The organism is Luteibacter sp. NPDC031894 (assembly GCF_050273135.1).
Lineage (GTDB): Bacteria > Pseudomonadota > Gammaproteobacteria > Xanthomonadales > Rhodanobacteraceae > Luteibacter.
Genome location: NZ_JBNNMV010000005.1, coordinates 291,580 through 305,877 on the forward strand (window position 1 = coordinate 291,580; position 14,298 = coordinate 305,877).

Below are 14,298 nucleotides of genomic sequence, written 5' to 3' on the forward strand. Positions count from 1 at the left end.
CGGCGTAGTTAAGATTTATTTAGGCGGCTGCCGGACAGGTCACCGAAAAGACCGCGCCTTTCTCGTTACCGCCGACGGAAAGCGAAAACCCGTGCAGTCGCACGATGGCGCTGACGATCGCCAAGCCCAATCCGCAGCCCGGTTTCGAACGCGTCTCGTCGCTGCGATAGAACCGTCGGAACACTGCTTCGCGCTCGTGCGGAGGAATGCCCGGTCCGGTATCGGCGATATCCACGCGCGCGCCGCCATCGAGGCTTGTCGACGCGATGAGGCGCACGGCGCCGCCGTCCGGCGTGAACTTGATGGCGTTGCCGACAAGGTTGGCGAAAGCCTCGAACATCAGTTGCCGGTCTCCGCGCAGCGCCGGCAGGCCGGCCAGTTCCAGCTCGAACCGCTGGCCCCGGTCCTCGGCCAGGGGTGCGTAGAACTCGTGCACGTCGCGCAGCACGGTGCAAAGGTCGATGTCCTCGAAGCATGCGCTGCGCTGGCGGTCTTCGAGTTCGGACACGCGCAGCAGGGCGCGGAAGCGCGAGAGCACCGTGTCGATCTCGCTCACGCAGGCGTCGAGTTGCTCGCCCTCTGGCCGGTCCTCGAACTGCTGCTGCAGGCGGTAGAGGCGTGTGCGCATCCGTGTTAGCGGCGTACGCAGGTCGTGCGCGATATTATCCGTCACGCCCTTCACTTCGCCGAGCAGCCGTTCGATTTCGGCAAGCGTGGTGTTGACCGTGCCCGCTAGCAGGTCCACCTCGTCGCCAACGCCACTTACCGGGAGACGCACGCTCAGGTCGCCTTCGCGGATCGGTTCCATCGCTTGCTGGATCGCGCGAATGCGCCGCGCCGGGCCGCGCGCGATCAGCACACCGCCCAGCACCCCGGGGATGAGGGTGAGCGAGAGCCCCCAGAGGAGCCCGTGGCGGATGATCGTGCCGATCCCGTCGATCGTGGCGCTTTCCTTGGCCACCACGAGGCGCGTGCCGTCGGGCAGTTCGCGAACGAGGCCGCGCACGCGGGCCGTCGTCGTGCGCGTGGGGCTGGCGAAGTTGGCGTCGAGCGAGCGGACGACGCCGTCCTCGTCCAGCTCCTTCGGCAGGGTGGCGATGTTGCCGGCGACGCGCCGGCCCTGGGCGTCGAAGAGGCCCATCCACATGGCGCCCTGCACGTCGATCTCGCTGGCGGCTTCCACCGTGGCGCGCATGTGGTGGGGATCGGTGCCTTCGAGGTAGCGGACGCGCGAGGCGAGCATCTGGTCCACCACGCCGCACAGGTAGCGCGACGTCTCCCACTGCACCACGCCCAGCAACACCACGCACCAGACGGCGAACAGCGCGCCGTAGATGATGATCAGGCGCGACGTGGCGGAACGCCAGGCGTCAGTCAGCGGGCGCAAGGACATACCCCGAGCCGCGCACGGTGCGGATGAGCGGCGAATGGCCGGCACCGTCGATCTTGCGACGGAGGCGGCCGATATGGACGTCGATGACGTTCGTGCCCGGATCGAAATGGAAGCCCCAGACGTGCTCGAAGATCATTTGTCGGGTGACCACCTGGCCCGCGTTGCGCATCAGGAACTCGAGCAGGCGGAACTCCGTGGGGAGCAACGTCAGCGCTTCCCCGCGGCGCTGCGCGTTGTGGCGGACGAGATCGAGTTCCAGGTCGGCGACGCGCAATCGCGTTTCGTTGCCGCCCTGGCGCCGGCGACGCAACAGCACTTCCGCGCGCGCAGCCAGTTCGTCGGGCGAGAACGGCTTGGTCAGGTAATCGTCGCCGCCGGCACGCAGGCCGCGCACGCGCTCGTCCACGTCGGAGAGCGCGCTGATCATGAGCACCGGCGTGTCCACGTCGCGCTGGCGCAGCGCGGACACGACGTCGATGCCGTCCATGCCGGGCAGCATGCGGTCGAGCGTGATGATGTCGTACCCGTCGGCGAGCGCGCGCGCGAGACCCTCGCGACCGTCGGCGACCCAGTCGGCGACGAGGCCGTGCGCACCCAGCTCCGCGACGATGTCGCGAGCGGTGACTTCGTCGTCTTCGATGACCAGTGCCCTGGGCATCCTGTTCTGCTCCTGTGGGGATGACGCCAACGGAAAACGGCCCCATGGAGGGGCCGTTCCGGATAGTACGCCGAACCGCGGACTCAGGCCGCGATGGCGACGCGCATCTTCTTCATGGCATTCGCCTCGATCTGGCGGATGCGCTCGGCCGACACGCCGTACTCGTCCGCAAGATCCTGCAGCGTGGCCTTGTTGTCCTCGGCCAGCCAGCGGCGCTGGATGATGTCGCGCGAGCGATCGTCCAGGTTGCCGAGCGCCGACGACAGCGCGCCCATCTGGTTGTTGCTGGCGTCTTCCTCGGCGAGGTTGTCGTACGGATCGGCGCCTTCGTCGACAAGGAACGCGGCCGGAGCCGGCTTATCGTCGTCGTCCGCATCGGCCGGAGCCTCGAAGCCGATGTCACGGCCCGAAAGACGCGATTCCATCTCGCGGACGGTGGCCTCGGGGACGCCCAGGTCGTTCGCGACCACGCGCACTTCCTCGGCGTTCATCCAGCCCAAGCGCTTCTTGCTCTTGCGCAGGTTGAAGAACAGCTTGCGCTGCGCCTTGGTGGTGGCGACCTTCACGATGCGCCAGTTGCGCAGGATGAACTCGTGCATCTCGGCACGGATCCAGTGCACGGCGAAGCTGACCAGCCGAACGCCCTGGTCCGGGTCGAAGCGCTTCACCGCCTTCATCAGGCCGATGTTGCCTTCCTGGATGAGGTCCGACAGCTGCAGGCCGTAGCCGTTGTAGCCACGGGCCACGTGGACCACGAAACGCAGGTGGGACATCACGAGCTGCTTGGCGGCGTCGAGATCGGCGTCGTCACGGAAGCGGCGCGCCAGCGACTGCTCCTCGTCAAGGCTGAGCACGGGAATGCGGTGCACGGCCGAGATATAGGAATCCAGACTGCCAACGACGCTCGGTAGCCCGTAATTCCGGGTGGCGAGGGCTTGGGACATGTGTGGAACCTCCTGAAAGTCTGTTCGCAGATTAGCAGTCCCGGAATGAGAGTGCTAAGCCAGCCCGAAGTTCATCGGTTAACTGTACGCAATGGTACAGAAATACCCCCGGCATGTCCAGAGCCTCGCACGTGCGGTTCAGGCGGGGACCAGGCGTAGCCCGATAATTCCAAACAGAATCAGTGCAATACAAGCGATACGGGCGGGCGTAGCTGAATCGCCGAGGGCGAGGATGCCCACGACGGCCGTGCCCACCGCGCCGATACCCGTCCAGACGGCGTAGCCGGTACCCACCGGAATGGTCTTCAGCGAGACCGACAGGAGGATGACGCTGGCGACGCCGGTAGCGACCGTGACGAGGGCGGGCAGCCAGCGCGTGAAGCCTTCGGACGATTTCATGGCGAAGGCGAAAACGATCTCGAGGAGACCGGCGGTAGCGAGCAGGAGCCAGGGCATGGGAAGGAGCCGAATCGAAGGGAGGACACATCGTGCGCCGTCGCTGTTCGCGCCCGGAGAGCCAAGATGCGCGTTTCCCGCCGGGCCATGCTCAAAGCAGCCTGGCGAGCCTCGTCCCGAGTTCCGCGGCGCGCGCCCGCGAGGCAATGTTGGTGAAGCTGACCAGCAACGCCGGCATGCCTTCACCTTCGACCATCCAGTCCGCCATGGCTTCACCGTACAACCCGTCCTCGCGCATGCGGGCCACCAGTTGCTCCGGCGACCAGCGACCCTCGAAGCGCAGGATCAGGTGCATCCCCCCCGGTGGCGAGTCGATACGCAGGCGGTCACCCAAGACATCCTTCAGGCCGCCGATCGTCGCCTCCCGTCGCTCGGCGTAGCAGCGGCGCATTTTCTGGATGTGGCGCGCGAAGTGCCCCTCGGCGACGAACGCCGCGGCGATGGCCTGGGTCAGCCAGGGCGTGTCGCCGGCGAACGTGTGGAAGACCTCGGCGAACCGCTGGACCTGCGCTTCCGGCAGTACGAGATAGCCAAGCCGGATGCCCGGGAACAGCACCTTGCTGAACGTGCCGGCATAGAGCACGCGCCCCTCGCCGTCGAGGCTTTTCAGCGCGGGCAAGGGCCGACTGACGTAGCGGTATTCGCCATCGTAATCGTCCTCCACGATCCAGGCGCCGGCGTCTGCCGCCCAATCCAGGAGGGCCAACCGCCGTGGCAACGAAAGCGACACGCCAAGCGGACTCTGGTGGGCGGGCGTGACGACGGCCATGCGGGCGGTCGGCGCCAGCCGCAGGCCCTCCGCGACGACGATCCCCTCGTGGTCGACGGGAACGGGCACACCCGCGACACCCCATTGCCCGAGCAAGTCCCGTGTGGGCGGGTAGCCCGGGTTTTCCAGCCACACGCGATCGCCCTCCTTCAACAAGGCGCGCGCGATCAGCCCCAACGCATGGCGATACCCCGCCGTGACGACCACCTGCTCCGATGAGCAATCGATGCCGCGCGAAACGCGCAGGTACGTGGCGATCTGGGCGCGCAGTCCAGGCAGGCCGAACGCGGGCGGGTTGGCCATGTCGGCGGGCTGCATGCTGCGTGCATGGCGCGCGCCCAGGCGTGCCCAGATCTTCCGGGGAAACATGTCGAGCGCCGGCAGGCCCATCTGGAAGGGCAGGATCGAATCCGCGCGAAAGCTCGGGGCGACCGTGTCGCCTCTCGCCCGCGGCGGTACGACCGCTACCGGCGCGCGCGGCTTGAGGCCGGGCGTCACGACGGTGCCGGCCTGTCCGCGCGCCTCGATATATCCCTCGGCGGCGAGCAGGGAATACGCGGTGTCGATGGTGCCCCGCGAGAGGCCCAGTTCCTGGGTGAGCGCACGCGCCGACGGGATACGGTCGCCCGGCTTGAGCACGCCACTCGCGATCGCGTCGCGGAACCGGTCGTAAATCTGCCGGTAGTAGGACTCTGTCGCCCTGGGATCCAGCGGTCGGATCGTGCTGTTCGTGCGGCTGCTCATGGGTGGTCGAATGATGGCATAGCCCGGATGTCGATTCTTGGACCTCGTGCCTGTGCCATGGATTCGTAGGATGCACCTAACCTTCCTACGCACCGGATGAGCCATGAAAATCCTGCACGTCAGCTGCAGCCCGCACGGGCAACGCGCGGAGAGCGACAAACTCGCGCGCAAGATCATCCTGCACTTGCTGATGGAACATCCGGAAGCGACGCTGTTGCAACGCGTGATCGGCGACGGCTCCATTCCGCACATCGACGCGAACTACGCCCTCGCTCAGCACTCCGGCACGGCGGAAGTCACCGGCGACGGATCGATGGCGCTTTCCGACATCCTTATCGGTGAGTTGGAAGAGGCCGATGTGGTCGTGATCGGCACGCCGATGCACAACTACAGCGTGCCCTCCTCACTCAAGGCATGGATCGACCACGTCGTTCGGGCGCGGCGCACCTTCCAGATCACGCCCGCGGGCAAGGTCGGCGGTCTGCGCGATCGACCGGTGTTCGTGGCCGTGGCCTCGGGCGGCCGTTTCTCGGGTGAGCACGTGCACCAGCCGGATTTCCTCACGCCGTACCTGCGGGCGATCCTGGGCATGGTCGGCTTGCATGACCTGACTTTCTTCACCGTCGAAGGCACGGTCGCCGCGCCGGCGGTCCTGGCGGAAACGCGGGCGCGGGCGGATCGGGCGCTGAGGGAGTTCTTCGCCGCTCGCGATCAGGCCGGCAGCGCGGAGCGGCTCGGCAACGACCAGTCCACCGGCGGCTCGCCGCGCGACACTAGGTACGCATTGGCCTTGGCAAAGTGACCGCAGCCCATGAAGCCGCGATGCGCGGATAGCGGCGAGGGGTGCACGCTGCGCAGGACGAGGTGCCGTTCGCCGTCGATCAACTGGCCCTTGCGCTGTGCATGGCTGCCCCAGAGCATGAAGACGAGGCCTTCGCGCTCACGGTTGAGCGCGGCGATGGCCGCATCGGTGAAGCCTTCCCAGCCCCGGCCCTGGTGTGAACCGGCGTTGCCCGCTTCCACCGTGAGCACCGCATTGAGCAGGAGCACGCCGCGGTCCGCCCACGGCGTAAGACAACCGTGGTCCGGGCGGGGGATGCCGAGGCAGTCCTCGATTTCCTTGACCATGTTCAGCAGCGACGGCGGCACGCGCACGCCCGGGCGAACGGAGAAACTGAGTCCGTGGGCCTGGCCGGGGCCGTGGTACGGGTCCTGGCCGAGGATGACGACGCGCACCTTGTCGAAGGGCGTATGCGCGAAGGCGTTGAAGATGTCGGGGCCGGGCGGATAGATGACCTTTCCCTGCGCCTTCTCCTCCCGGAGGAACGCCGATAGTGCGAGCATCTCCGGACGGTCGAGGTAGTCGCCGATCCTGGCTTTCCAGGATGGCTCCAGCTTCACCCGGTCGTTCAATGCGCCGTCCTTTCCCGCAGGTGCAAGGCGACGCGCAGCTGGAACAACAACTTCGTGATGAGCAGTTTTTCCTCGACCGGCTTCTCGACGAGGTCGTTCGCGCCGGCGCGCAGCAGCGCGGCCTGGTTGGCCGGGTTTTCGTCGCCGGTCATGACCAGCGTGGGCAATTGTCCCTTGCCGTAGCCGAACTCGTTGCGGATGCGCTCGACGAGGTCGCCGCCGGTGAGTTCGCCCTTGAGGCTGACGTCGGTCAGCACGACGTGCGCGCCGACCTCGCCCCGCTCGCGCGCTTGCCGCAGGTGCTGGAGCGCGTCCTCCGCGCTGATGACGTGGTGCACGGTCAGACCGTACTTTTCCATCATCCGCCGCGTCGCGAGTGCGACGACGCGACTGTCTTCCACGTAAAGCACCTCGCCTTCCGCGCCACCCTCCGGGCGTACGTAGCCGCGGATGAACTCGGCCAGCGCACCGAAGCCGAGGGATTTGTCGAAGTAATCGGTGACGAATTCTCCGAGCTCGCGACGGTGCAGCCGAGCCTCGACATCGCCGGACACGACGACGATCGGCATGTAGATCTGCGGCGTGGATTCGCGCACGAACCGTGCGACGTCGAGGCCGTCCATGTCGGGCAGGCGCAGCGCGACGGTGACGAAGTCGAAGACGCCTCGCTGGAGTTCGGCCTGGGCTTCCGCGCCCGTGGCCGCTCCGACGATCTCGACACCCGGCACCTCGGCCGCGACGACGCGCGCGATTAGCTGGCGGACGACCTTCGAGCCGTCCACCAGGAGAATGCGCGGCGTGGCGCCGGCAACACCCGAACCGATGTGAGATCCCACCTGCGCCCCCCTCTCAGCCCGCCGCGGCGCGGCGGATCTGCCGCGCGCTGACGAGTCGTGCACCGAGCCACCCCAGCACGGCCGAGGCGAAGGGTACCGAAAGCAGGAGCCATGCGGGGAGACCGCCAAAGCTGACACTGCCATCGTAGGCCGCCGCGAGCCGTCCGACCGGCCCGGCCATGGCCAATTCGAGCACGACGGCCAGCGCCACGGCGAGGACGCCCGCCAGGAAGCCGAGCCATATGCCCGCGTACAAATAAGGACGGCGGACGAACGGCCGGCTGGCGCCGATGAGCAGGAGGACGCCGATCTCGGCGCTGCGGCTCTGGATGTCCACGCGGATGGTGTTGCCGACCACGAGCAGGGCGGCGATCCCGAGCAACAAGGCGAGAAGGCCGACCGCCCGGCTGCCCACGCCGACGATGGCATCGAGTCGCTGTCGCCACGCGCCCGTGTCCTGGACCATGTCGACGCCCGGCGTGGCTTTCATCGAGTCGACGAGCCGGTTCACTTCCTCGATCGACAAGCCGGGCTTCGGCTGCACGGAAAGCACATAAGGCAACGGGTTGGCGTCGAGCGACTGCAGGGCACCGGAGAAACCCTGCACCTCGGCCAGTTCATCGAGGCCATCCTTCGGCGTGCGCACGACGATGTCCGCCACTTCCGGACGGCCGCGCAGCGCGGAGGCGGCGGTTTCCGCCATGCCGGCATTCTGTCCCGGCTTCATGAAGGCGCTGATGGACTGGTTGCGCCCGAGCGCATCGCCCATCCGCTGCACGTTGCCGAGGAGCAGGTAGAAGGTGAGCGGCAGGGCCAGGGCGACGCCCATCACCGCCACCGTGAGCAGGGTGCCCAGCGGCCGCGCACCGAGCCGGCGCAGGCTGATCGACATGCTCCACGCGTGGTGCTCACGCCAGGCCCCTACCTTGCGTGGACCGCTGCGCCGCGTCTTCTCCGGCTCCGGAGTCCTGCGGGATTCGCGAACCGCGTTCATACGACCTCCGTGGCGGGCACGTCGGCGACGAGCTTGCCGTGGTCGAGCACGACGACGCGTTTCTTCATTCGTTTGATCAGCATGAGGTCATGGCTGGCGACGAGGACGGCCGTGCCGACGGCCTGGAACTCGGCGAACAAGGTCATGATTTCCATCGCCAGCTGCGGGTCGAGGTTGCCCGTGGGCTCGTCGGCGATGAGGACCGCGGGCTTGGCGACGATGGCGCGAGCGATGCCCACGCGCTGCTGCTCGCCCGTCGACAGCGCCTCGGGCAATTGTTTCTCGTAGCTGAGCAGCCCGACCTTTTCGAGCGCGGCGCGCACGCGACGGCCGCGATCGGCCGGAGACACGCCCGCGATGATCAACGGCAGTTCCACGTTGGCGAAGACGCTGCGGTCGAGCAGCAGGCGATGGTCCTGGAAGACCATGCCGAGCTTGCGCCGCACCCGGGGAACATCGCCGGGGCGGACCGTGTTGAGCTTCTGGCCGTCGAGGGTGACCACGCCGTTGGTGGGTCGTTCGATCATCGCCAGCAGCTTGAGCAACGTGCTCTTGCCGGCACCGGAGTGCCCGGTGACGAAGGCCATTTCGCCCGCGTCCACGTGGAACGACACGTCGGTAAGGGCCTGGTGACCGCCCTCGTACCGTTTGCTCACCAGATCGAAACCGATCACCGCGTTACCCGTTGGCCGTGGAGCTCCAGAGGATAAGGGATGTACTACAACCTGTGGGAGCCGCTTGAAAACATGTAGGAGCCGCCATAGCGACGAGGCACCTTCCCCTCGCCGCTATAGCGGCTCCTACAGAAGCAGGGCTTAGCGACCGCCGAACAGGCGCCCGATGCGGCGCAGGAGGCCCATCTTTTCCTTGGTCGGCTGCGCGGCCGGCGTCGGCGTCGAAGCCGGTCGGCTGGCAGTGACCTGGCGCGACGGGCGACGGGCGGGGTTCGCCTGGCCTTCGGCGTGGCGCGGCGCCCCCTGCCTGGCGCCCTCGGCGCGCGCGCGATTGCCGTTCGCCGCGCCACCGCCGTTGGCAGCGTCCTGGCCATTCTCGGCAGTCCGGCCGCTCGTCGCGCCCTGGCCATTCTCGGCACCCTCGCGAGCACCGCGGCCACGGCCGCCACGACGGCGGCGGCGCTTCTTGCCCGCGCCATCGGCCGCCATCGCTTCGGCGGCGGCGGGCAGCTCGGCGACGGTTTCAGCAACCACGACCGTCTTCATCGGCACTTCGGTCGGTGTCCCGGCAGCGGCCGGACGATCCTCGCGCGGCGGGCGCGGACGGCGCTCGCGGCTGCCGGAACGGTCTCCGGAACGCGGGCCGCCACGACCATCGCGACCACCACGGCCGCCCTTCTCCGGCGGGGCGCCGCGGGTGGGGATATGGCCACCGGTGTCGTTCGGATCGTCCACCTCGTCCTGCACGCCGTCGGCGCGCGGGCGGGGTGCGGGCATCACCAGCATCTTCGCCTCGATCGAGGCGGTGGGGATCTTCTGGTTGATGTAGGTCTCGATGTCCGGCAGGCCCATCGCGTAGAGGTCGCAGGCGAAGCTGATCGCGTCGCCCTCGGCACCGAGGCGCGCGGTGCGGCCGATGCGGTGGACGTAGTCCTCGGCATCCTGCGGCAGGTCGTAGTTGAAGACGTGGCTGACCGCGGGAATGTGGAGGCCGCGGGCGGCGACGTCGGTGGCGACCAGCAGATCGATCTGCCCTTCCTGGAACCGCTGCAGCAGCTTCTGGCGCTTCACCTGCGGCACGTCGCCGGAAATGGCGCCGACGCGGAAGTTGTGCCGCTTCAGGCGATCCGTGATGCGCTCCGCGGCGGCCTTGGTATTGACGAAGATGATGCTGCGCTCGGCCTTGCTCTCCTCGAGCAGGTTGAACAGCAGCGGCATCTTCTCTTCCTTGGACGGGAAGTAGACGACCTGGCGGACGCGGTCGGCGGTGATGTTTTCCGTCTCCACCACCAGCTTCTCGGCTTCGTGCATGTGCTCGTAGGCGAGTTCCAGCACGCGATGGCTGAGGGTGGCGGAGAACAGCAGCACCTGGCGCTGCTCGCGCGACGGCAGGCGGCGGAAGATGAAACGCACGTCCTTGATGAAGCCGAGGTCGAACATGCGGTCCGCCTCGTCGATGACCATGACCTCGACGCTGCCGAAGCCGAACACGTCCTGCTTGTAGTAATCGAGCAGGCGGCCCGGCGTGGCGATGATGATGTCGCAGCCGTCGCGCAACTGCTGGCGCTGCTTGTCGTAGTCCACGCCGCCGTAGATCAGGGCGCTGCGCAGGCCGGTGGCCTTGCCGATGGCCTGGAAATCCTTTTCGATCTGGATCGCCAGTTCGCGGGTGGGCGCGATGACGAGGGCGCGGGGGTCGGCGTCCTTCCGATCCGGGTGCGCCGGGTTCTTCAGGAGGCGGTCCATCAGCGCGACCAGGAAGGCGAAGGTCTTGCCGGTGCCGGTCTGGGCCTGGCCCGCGACGTCGCGCCCGGCCAGGGCGACGGGAAGCGTCAGCGCCTGGATGGGGGTGCAACGGGTGATGCCCGCGGCGGCAAGGCCTTGCTGGAGCAGCGGATGGAGGTCGAGGTTTTCGTAGAAGACGTCGGTGAGAACGGTTTGGGACATGTGGAATGAAGGGCCTGGAAGCTCGCGCCACGCTGGCGGGGCGCCGTCCCGGCGGCATGAGGAGCCCACGGGACAGGGAAGGTCCGGCCGGGTCACGGGAGTGTCGGGAGGGGCCGGTTGCCAGTCCGGCGGCCTGCGACGCGCCCGGCGCGCGAAGGCCGGAGGCGATGGTGGCCGCACCCGAGGGTTCCCGCTGGCATAGGTGAACCGGCTCGGAAAACCGGTTTACCTATGTCAACGGAAACCACCCGCCGGCGACCTTGAATTGCTTGAATCGCGCCCCTAGTTGGGTTGGAATGAGGGCCGCCGGCTGCAATGGCCAAAGACCTTCGGTTCCGGTTGGACCCGCGACATGGGGCTCCTTAGTGTAGCCGATGCGAGCGTCACGGTCGTCAACCCCCCTTCCACCCCTGTTTTGGAGATCATGGTGAGCGACAAGATCACCCATACGAGCGACGCCGCGTTCCAGAAGGACGTCCTCGATTCCGACACCCCTGTCCTGCTCGACTTCTGGGCGGAGTGGTGCGGCCCCTGCAAGTCGATCGCCCCGGTCCTCGACCAGCTGGCCGACCAGTACGACGGCAAGCTGAAGGTCGTGAAGATCAACATCGACGAGAACCAGAACACGCCGCGCCAGTTCGGCGTCCGTGGGATCCCGACCCTGATGGTCTTCAAGGGCGGCAAGGTCGAGGCGACGCAGATCGGCGCCGTCGGCAAGAGCCAGCTCGACCAGATGATCCAGAAGGCGATCTGATCGCCCTGCTCCACTCCGCCGCCGCGTGAGGCGCTTTACGCCGCGCCTCACGCGATGCTAGGCTCTAGGAGTTCGCCGGGACACCGCTTGTCCCCCACGCTGCGAACCCTCTCCCATTCTTCTTCCAACGGCGCCCCGTGAGGTTTGCCCGTGTCCGATATCGAAACCAAAGACTCCATCGACGCCAAGGGCGCCGGCGACCAGCCAGCGACCGAACCGCGTCCCCGCACCCGTCGCAAGGCGCCGGCCGCCGAAGCTCCGGCGGTCGAGACGAGCGCTCCGGCGCCCGCTCCCGCCAAGCCCGCGCCGTCGCCTGCACCGGCGCCCGCCCCGCAGGCCGAGCTACAACTCGGCAGCCCGTCGGCGCCACCCGCGCTCCCTCCCCTGCCGCAGCCCCAGTCCGAGGCGCGTGACGGAGGGCAGCAGGGCCAGGCGCAAGGGGGTGGCCAGCAGCCGCCGCGCGGCGACAACCCGAACCAGCAACAGAACCGCAATGACCGTAACGAGCGCGAAGGCCGCGGCCGCCGTCGCCGGAACGAGCGCAACCAGCAGCGCCAGGGTGGCGGCGGTGGCGGTGGCGGTGGCGGCGGTGGCAACGGGGGCGGCAACTACCAGCACCCGCGCAACAACAACGGCTATCCCGTCGACGACGACGAGAACGCCGATGCCGGCAGCAACGATCGCCTGATCAACCTGACCGAGCTGAAGCGCAAGAACTCGATCCAGCTCCTCGAGTTCGCGGAATCGCTCGGCGTGCGCGAGGGCGTGGCCCGCCAGCGCAAGCAGGACGTGGTCTTCAACATCCTCAAGGCCCATGCCCGCTCCGGCGGCGGCATCTGGGCGGAGGGCGTGCTCGAAATCCTCCAGGACGGCTTCGGCTTCCTGCGTTCGGCGGACGAGTCCTACCTGGCCGGTCCGGACGACATCTACGTCTCGCCCAGCCAGATCCGCCGCTTCAACCTGCGCACCGGCGACTACATCACCGGACGCGTCCGCCATCCCAAGGAAGGCGAGCGCTACTTCGCGATGCTCAAGGTCGACGACATCAACGGCGATCCGCCGGAGGCGTCGAAGAACAAGCTGCTGTTCGAGAACCTCACGCCGCTGTTCCCGCGCAAGGCGTTCAAGCTCGAGCGCGGCAACGGTTCCACCGAGGACATCACGGGCCGCATCCTCGACCTGGTCGCGCCGATCGGCCGTGGCCAGCGTGGCCTCATCGTCTCCCAGCCGAAGTCGGGCAAGACGATGATGCTGCAGAACATCGCCCAGGCCATCCAGTACAACCATCCCGACGTCCACCTGATCATGCTGTTGATCGACGAGCGTCCGGAAGAAGTCACGGAAATCGCCCGCACCGTTCGCGCCGAAGTCATCAGCTCCACCTTCGACGAGCCGGCCGTGCGCCACGTGCAGGTCGCCGAGATGGTGATCGAGCGGGCCAAGCGCCTGGTCGAGCACAAGAAGGACGTGGTGATCCTGCTCGACTCGATCACCCGCCTCGCCCGCGCCTACAACACGGTTGTGCCGAGCTCTGGCAAGGTGCTCACCGGCGGTGTCGACGCCAACGCCCTGCAGCGTCCGAAGCGTTTCTTCGGCGCGGCGCGCAACGTCGAGGAAGGCGGCAGCCTGACCATCATCGCCACGGCGCTGACCGACACCGGCTCGAAGATGGACGAGGTGATCTACGAGGAGTTCAAGGGCACGGGCAACATGGAAGTGCACCTGTCCCGCCGCATCTCCGAGAAGCGCGTATACCCCGCGATCGATATCAACCGCTCCGGCACCCGTCGCGAAGACCTGCTCATCGATCCGGACCTGCTCGCGAAGATCTGGATCCTGCGCAAGCTCCTCCACCCGATGGACGAACTCGCGGCGATGGAGTTCATGCTCGACAAGATGAAGAACACGAAGTCCAACGACGAGTTCTTCAATTCCATGAAGCGTTAACCCGCCCTTCACTGGAACATGCGAAAGGCCGCCCCTCGGGGCGGTCTTTTTTTGGGCGGGTCGCACACCCTCTTTGTTGAACCGGCCGGCGGCGCCGGGACACTTTGGGCACACGGTCCATCGTCGATGCTACGCTCCGCGCGCAGGCACCTTTTGCTTGCAAGAAGTCGTCCCCATGTGGTCCGGCTACCGGCCGAGCGCCCTACGTCAAGGAAAGTCCGTGTCCATCCCCAGCGCCGCGAAGAGCACGCCCATCGGTAGCCGCCATGACCTGGTCGCTTACCTTGCTAAGGGCGAGAAGCCAGGCTCCGAGTGGCGCATCGGCACGGAACACGAGAAGTTCGGTTTCTATACCGACGACCTCACGCCGCCACCGTTCGAGGGCGACCGTCCCGGCATTCGCGCGATCCTCGAAGGACTCGCCGCGCGCTACGGCTGGGACATCGCGCGCGAGGGCGATACACCGGTGGCGCTCACCAAGGGCAAGGCGAACATCACCCTCGAACCCGCGGGCCAGCTCGAACTCTCGGGCGCGCCGCTGGAGACGATCCACGAGACGTGCGACGAGGTCACCAACCATCTGCAGGAAGTGCGCTCGGTGGCCGAGGAACTCGGCATCGGTTTCCTCGGCATGGGCTTCCAGCCGAAGTGGCGTCGCGACCAGATGCCGTGGATGCCCGAAGGCGAGTTGATATATACCGGCGGAGTGGCAAAAGAAAAGCGGCCCTTAGGCCGCTTTTTTTGTTATCAGTGCAGCGGTCCCGGAGGG

14 protein-coding genes are annotated in these 14,298 nt (G+C 67.3%); 4 read left to right on the forward strand and 10 right to left on the reverse strand.

Annotated features, from left to right (window positions below):
* Positions 1-19: 19 nt before the first annotated feature.
* From ACQKIE_RS14950 to ACQKIE_RS14970, 5 genes are all read right to left on the reverse strand, one after another.
* Complete coding sequence (locus tag ACQKIE_RS14950) at positions 20-1,393, reverse strand: sensor histidine kinase (RefSeq protein WP_427460467.1); 1,374 nt, start codon at positions 1,391-1,393, stop codon at positions 20-22.
* The gene (locus ACQKIE_RS14955; RefSeq protein WP_427460469.1) at positions 1,371-2,051 is read right to left on the reverse strand and encodes a response regulator transcription factor; all 681 of its coding nucleotides are present in this window, start codon (positions 2,049-2,051) and stop codon (positions 1,371-1,373) included. Before ACQKIE_RS14955 ends, ACQKIE_RS14950 begins: the two co-directional genes overlap by 23 nt.
* A gap of 83 nt (positions 2,052-2,134) precedes the next feature.
* Entirely contained in the window at positions 2,135-2,995 is an 861-nt protein-coding gene (rpoH, locus tag ACQKIE_RS14960) for an RNA polymerase sigma factor RpoH (RefSeq protein ID WP_427460471.1), read from the reverse strand.
* Between the two features lie 138 nt (positions 2,996-3,133).
* Entirely contained in the window at positions 3,134-3,451 is a 318-nt protein-coding gene (locus ACQKIE_RS14965; protein WP_427460473.1) for a DMT family transporter, read from the reverse strand.
* Between the two features lie 91 nt (positions 3,452-3,542).
* Complete coding sequence (locus tag ACQKIE_RS14970) at positions 3,543-4,964, reverse strand: PLP-dependent aminotransferase family protein (RefSeq protein WP_427460475.1); 1,422 nt, start codon at positions 4,962-4,964, stop codon at positions 3,543-3,545.
* Between the two features lie 103 nt (positions 4,965-5,067).
* Between ACQKIE_RS14970 and ACQKIE_RS14975 the strand changes: the two genes are divergently transcribed.
* Complete coding sequence (locus tag ACQKIE_RS14975; protein ID WP_427460477.1) at positions 5,068-5,766, forward strand: FMN-dependent NADH-azoreductase; 699 nt, start codon at positions 5,068-5,070, stop codon at positions 5,764-5,766.
* Here the strand turns inward: ACQKIE_RS14975 and ung are convergent.
* The 5 genes from ung to ACQKIE_RS15000 all read right to left on the reverse strand — a co-directional run bounded on the left by ung (position 5,676) and on the right by ACQKIE_RS15000 (position 10,828).
* A complete protein-coding gene (gene ung, locus ACQKIE_RS14980) occupies positions 5,676-6,377 on the reverse strand; it encodes a uracil-DNA glycosylase (protein ID WP_427460479.1) in 702 nt (233 codons plus the stop codon). The two genes, ACQKIE_RS14975 and ung, sit on opposite strands and share 91 nt — an antisense overlap.
* Positions 6,374-7,213, reverse strand: coding sequence for a response regulator (locus ACQKIE_RS14985; protein WP_427460481.1), 840 nt, complete (start codon positions 7,211-7,213; stop codon positions 6,374-6,376). The genes ung and ACQKIE_RS14985 overlap by 4 nt, the downstream gene beginning before the upstream one ends.
* A 13-nt stretch (positions 7,214-7,226) precedes the next feature.
* The gene (ftsX, locus tag ACQKIE_RS14990) at positions 7,227-8,207 is read right to left on the reverse strand and encodes a permease-like cell division protein FtsX (RefSeq protein WP_427460483.1); all 981 of its coding nucleotides are present in this window, start codon (positions 8,205-8,207) and stop codon (positions 7,227-7,229) included.
* On the reverse strand, positions 8,204-8,881 hold the full coding sequence (gene ftsE / locus ACQKIE_RS14995; protein WP_427460485.1) for a cell division ATP-binding protein FtsE: 678 nt from the start codon (positions 8,879-8,881) through the stop codon (positions 8,204-8,206). Before ftsE ends, ftsX begins: the two co-directional genes overlap by 4 nt.
* Before the next feature lie 141 nt (positions 8,882-9,022).
* On the reverse strand, positions 9,023-10,828 hold the full coding sequence (locus ACQKIE_RS15000; RefSeq protein ID WP_427460487.1) for a DEAD/DEAH box helicase: 1,806 nt from the start codon (positions 10,826-10,828) through the stop codon (positions 9,023-9,025).
* A gap of 427 nt (positions 10,829-11,255) precedes the next feature.
* On the opposite strand from ACQKIE_RS15000, the gene trxA reads away from it, so the two are divergent.
* The 3 genes from trxA to ACQKIE_RS15015 form a co-directional block, all read left to right on the forward strand.
* Complete coding sequence (trxA, locus tag ACQKIE_RS15005) at positions 11,256-11,582, forward strand: thioredoxin TrxA (RefSeq protein WP_427460489.1); 327 nt, start codon at positions 11,256-11,258, stop codon at positions 11,580-11,582.
* A 150-nt stretch (positions 11,583-11,732) separates the two neighbouring features.
* Positions 11,733-13,529, forward strand: coding sequence for a transcription termination factor Rho (gene rho / locus ACQKIE_RS15010; RefSeq protein ID WP_427460491.1), 1,797 nt, complete (start codon positions 11,733-11,735; stop codon positions 13,527-13,529).
* Positions 13,530-13,749: 220 nt separating this feature from the next.
* The coding region (locus tag ACQKIE_RS15015) for a glutamate-cysteine ligase family protein (RefSeq protein WP_427460493.1) at positions 13,750-14,298 on the forward strand (549 nt) is incomplete at its 3' end.

Bases quoted from the DNA above. Each gene is read 5' to 3' on its own strand.
- ACQKIE_RS14950 (WP_427460467.1), bottom strand. From the start codon at position 1,393: ATGTCCTTGCGCCCGCTGACTGACGCCTGGCGTTCCGCCACGTCGCGC.
- ACQKIE_RS14955 (WP_427460469.1), bottom strand. From the start codon at position 2,051: ATGCCCAGGGCACTGGTCATCGAAGACGACGAAGTCACCGCTCGCGAC.
- rpoH (WP_427460471.1), bottom strand. From the start codon at position 2,995: ATGTCCCAAGCCCTCGCCACCCGGAATTACGGGCTACCGAGCGTCGTT.
- ACQKIE_RS14965 (WP_427460473.1), bottom strand. From the start codon at position 3,451: ATGCCCTGGCTCCTGCTCGCTACCGCCGGTCTCCTCGAGATCGTTTTC.
- ACQKIE_RS14970 (WP_427460475.1), bottom strand. From the start codon at position 4,964: ATGAGCAGCCGCACGAACAGCACGATCCGACCGCTGGATCCCAGGGCG.
- ACQKIE_RS14975 (WP_427460477.1), top strand. From the start codon at position 5,068: ATGAAAATCCTGCACGTCAGCTGCAGCCCGCACGGGCAACGCGCGGAG.
- ftsX (WP_427460483.1), bottom strand. From the start codon at position 8,207: ATGAACGCGGTTCGCGAATCCCGCAGGACTCCGGAGCCGGAGAAGACG.
- ACQKIE_RS15000 (WP_427460487.1), bottom strand. From the start codon at position 10,828: ATGTCCCAAACCGTTCTCACCGACGTCTTCTACGAAAACCTCGACCTC.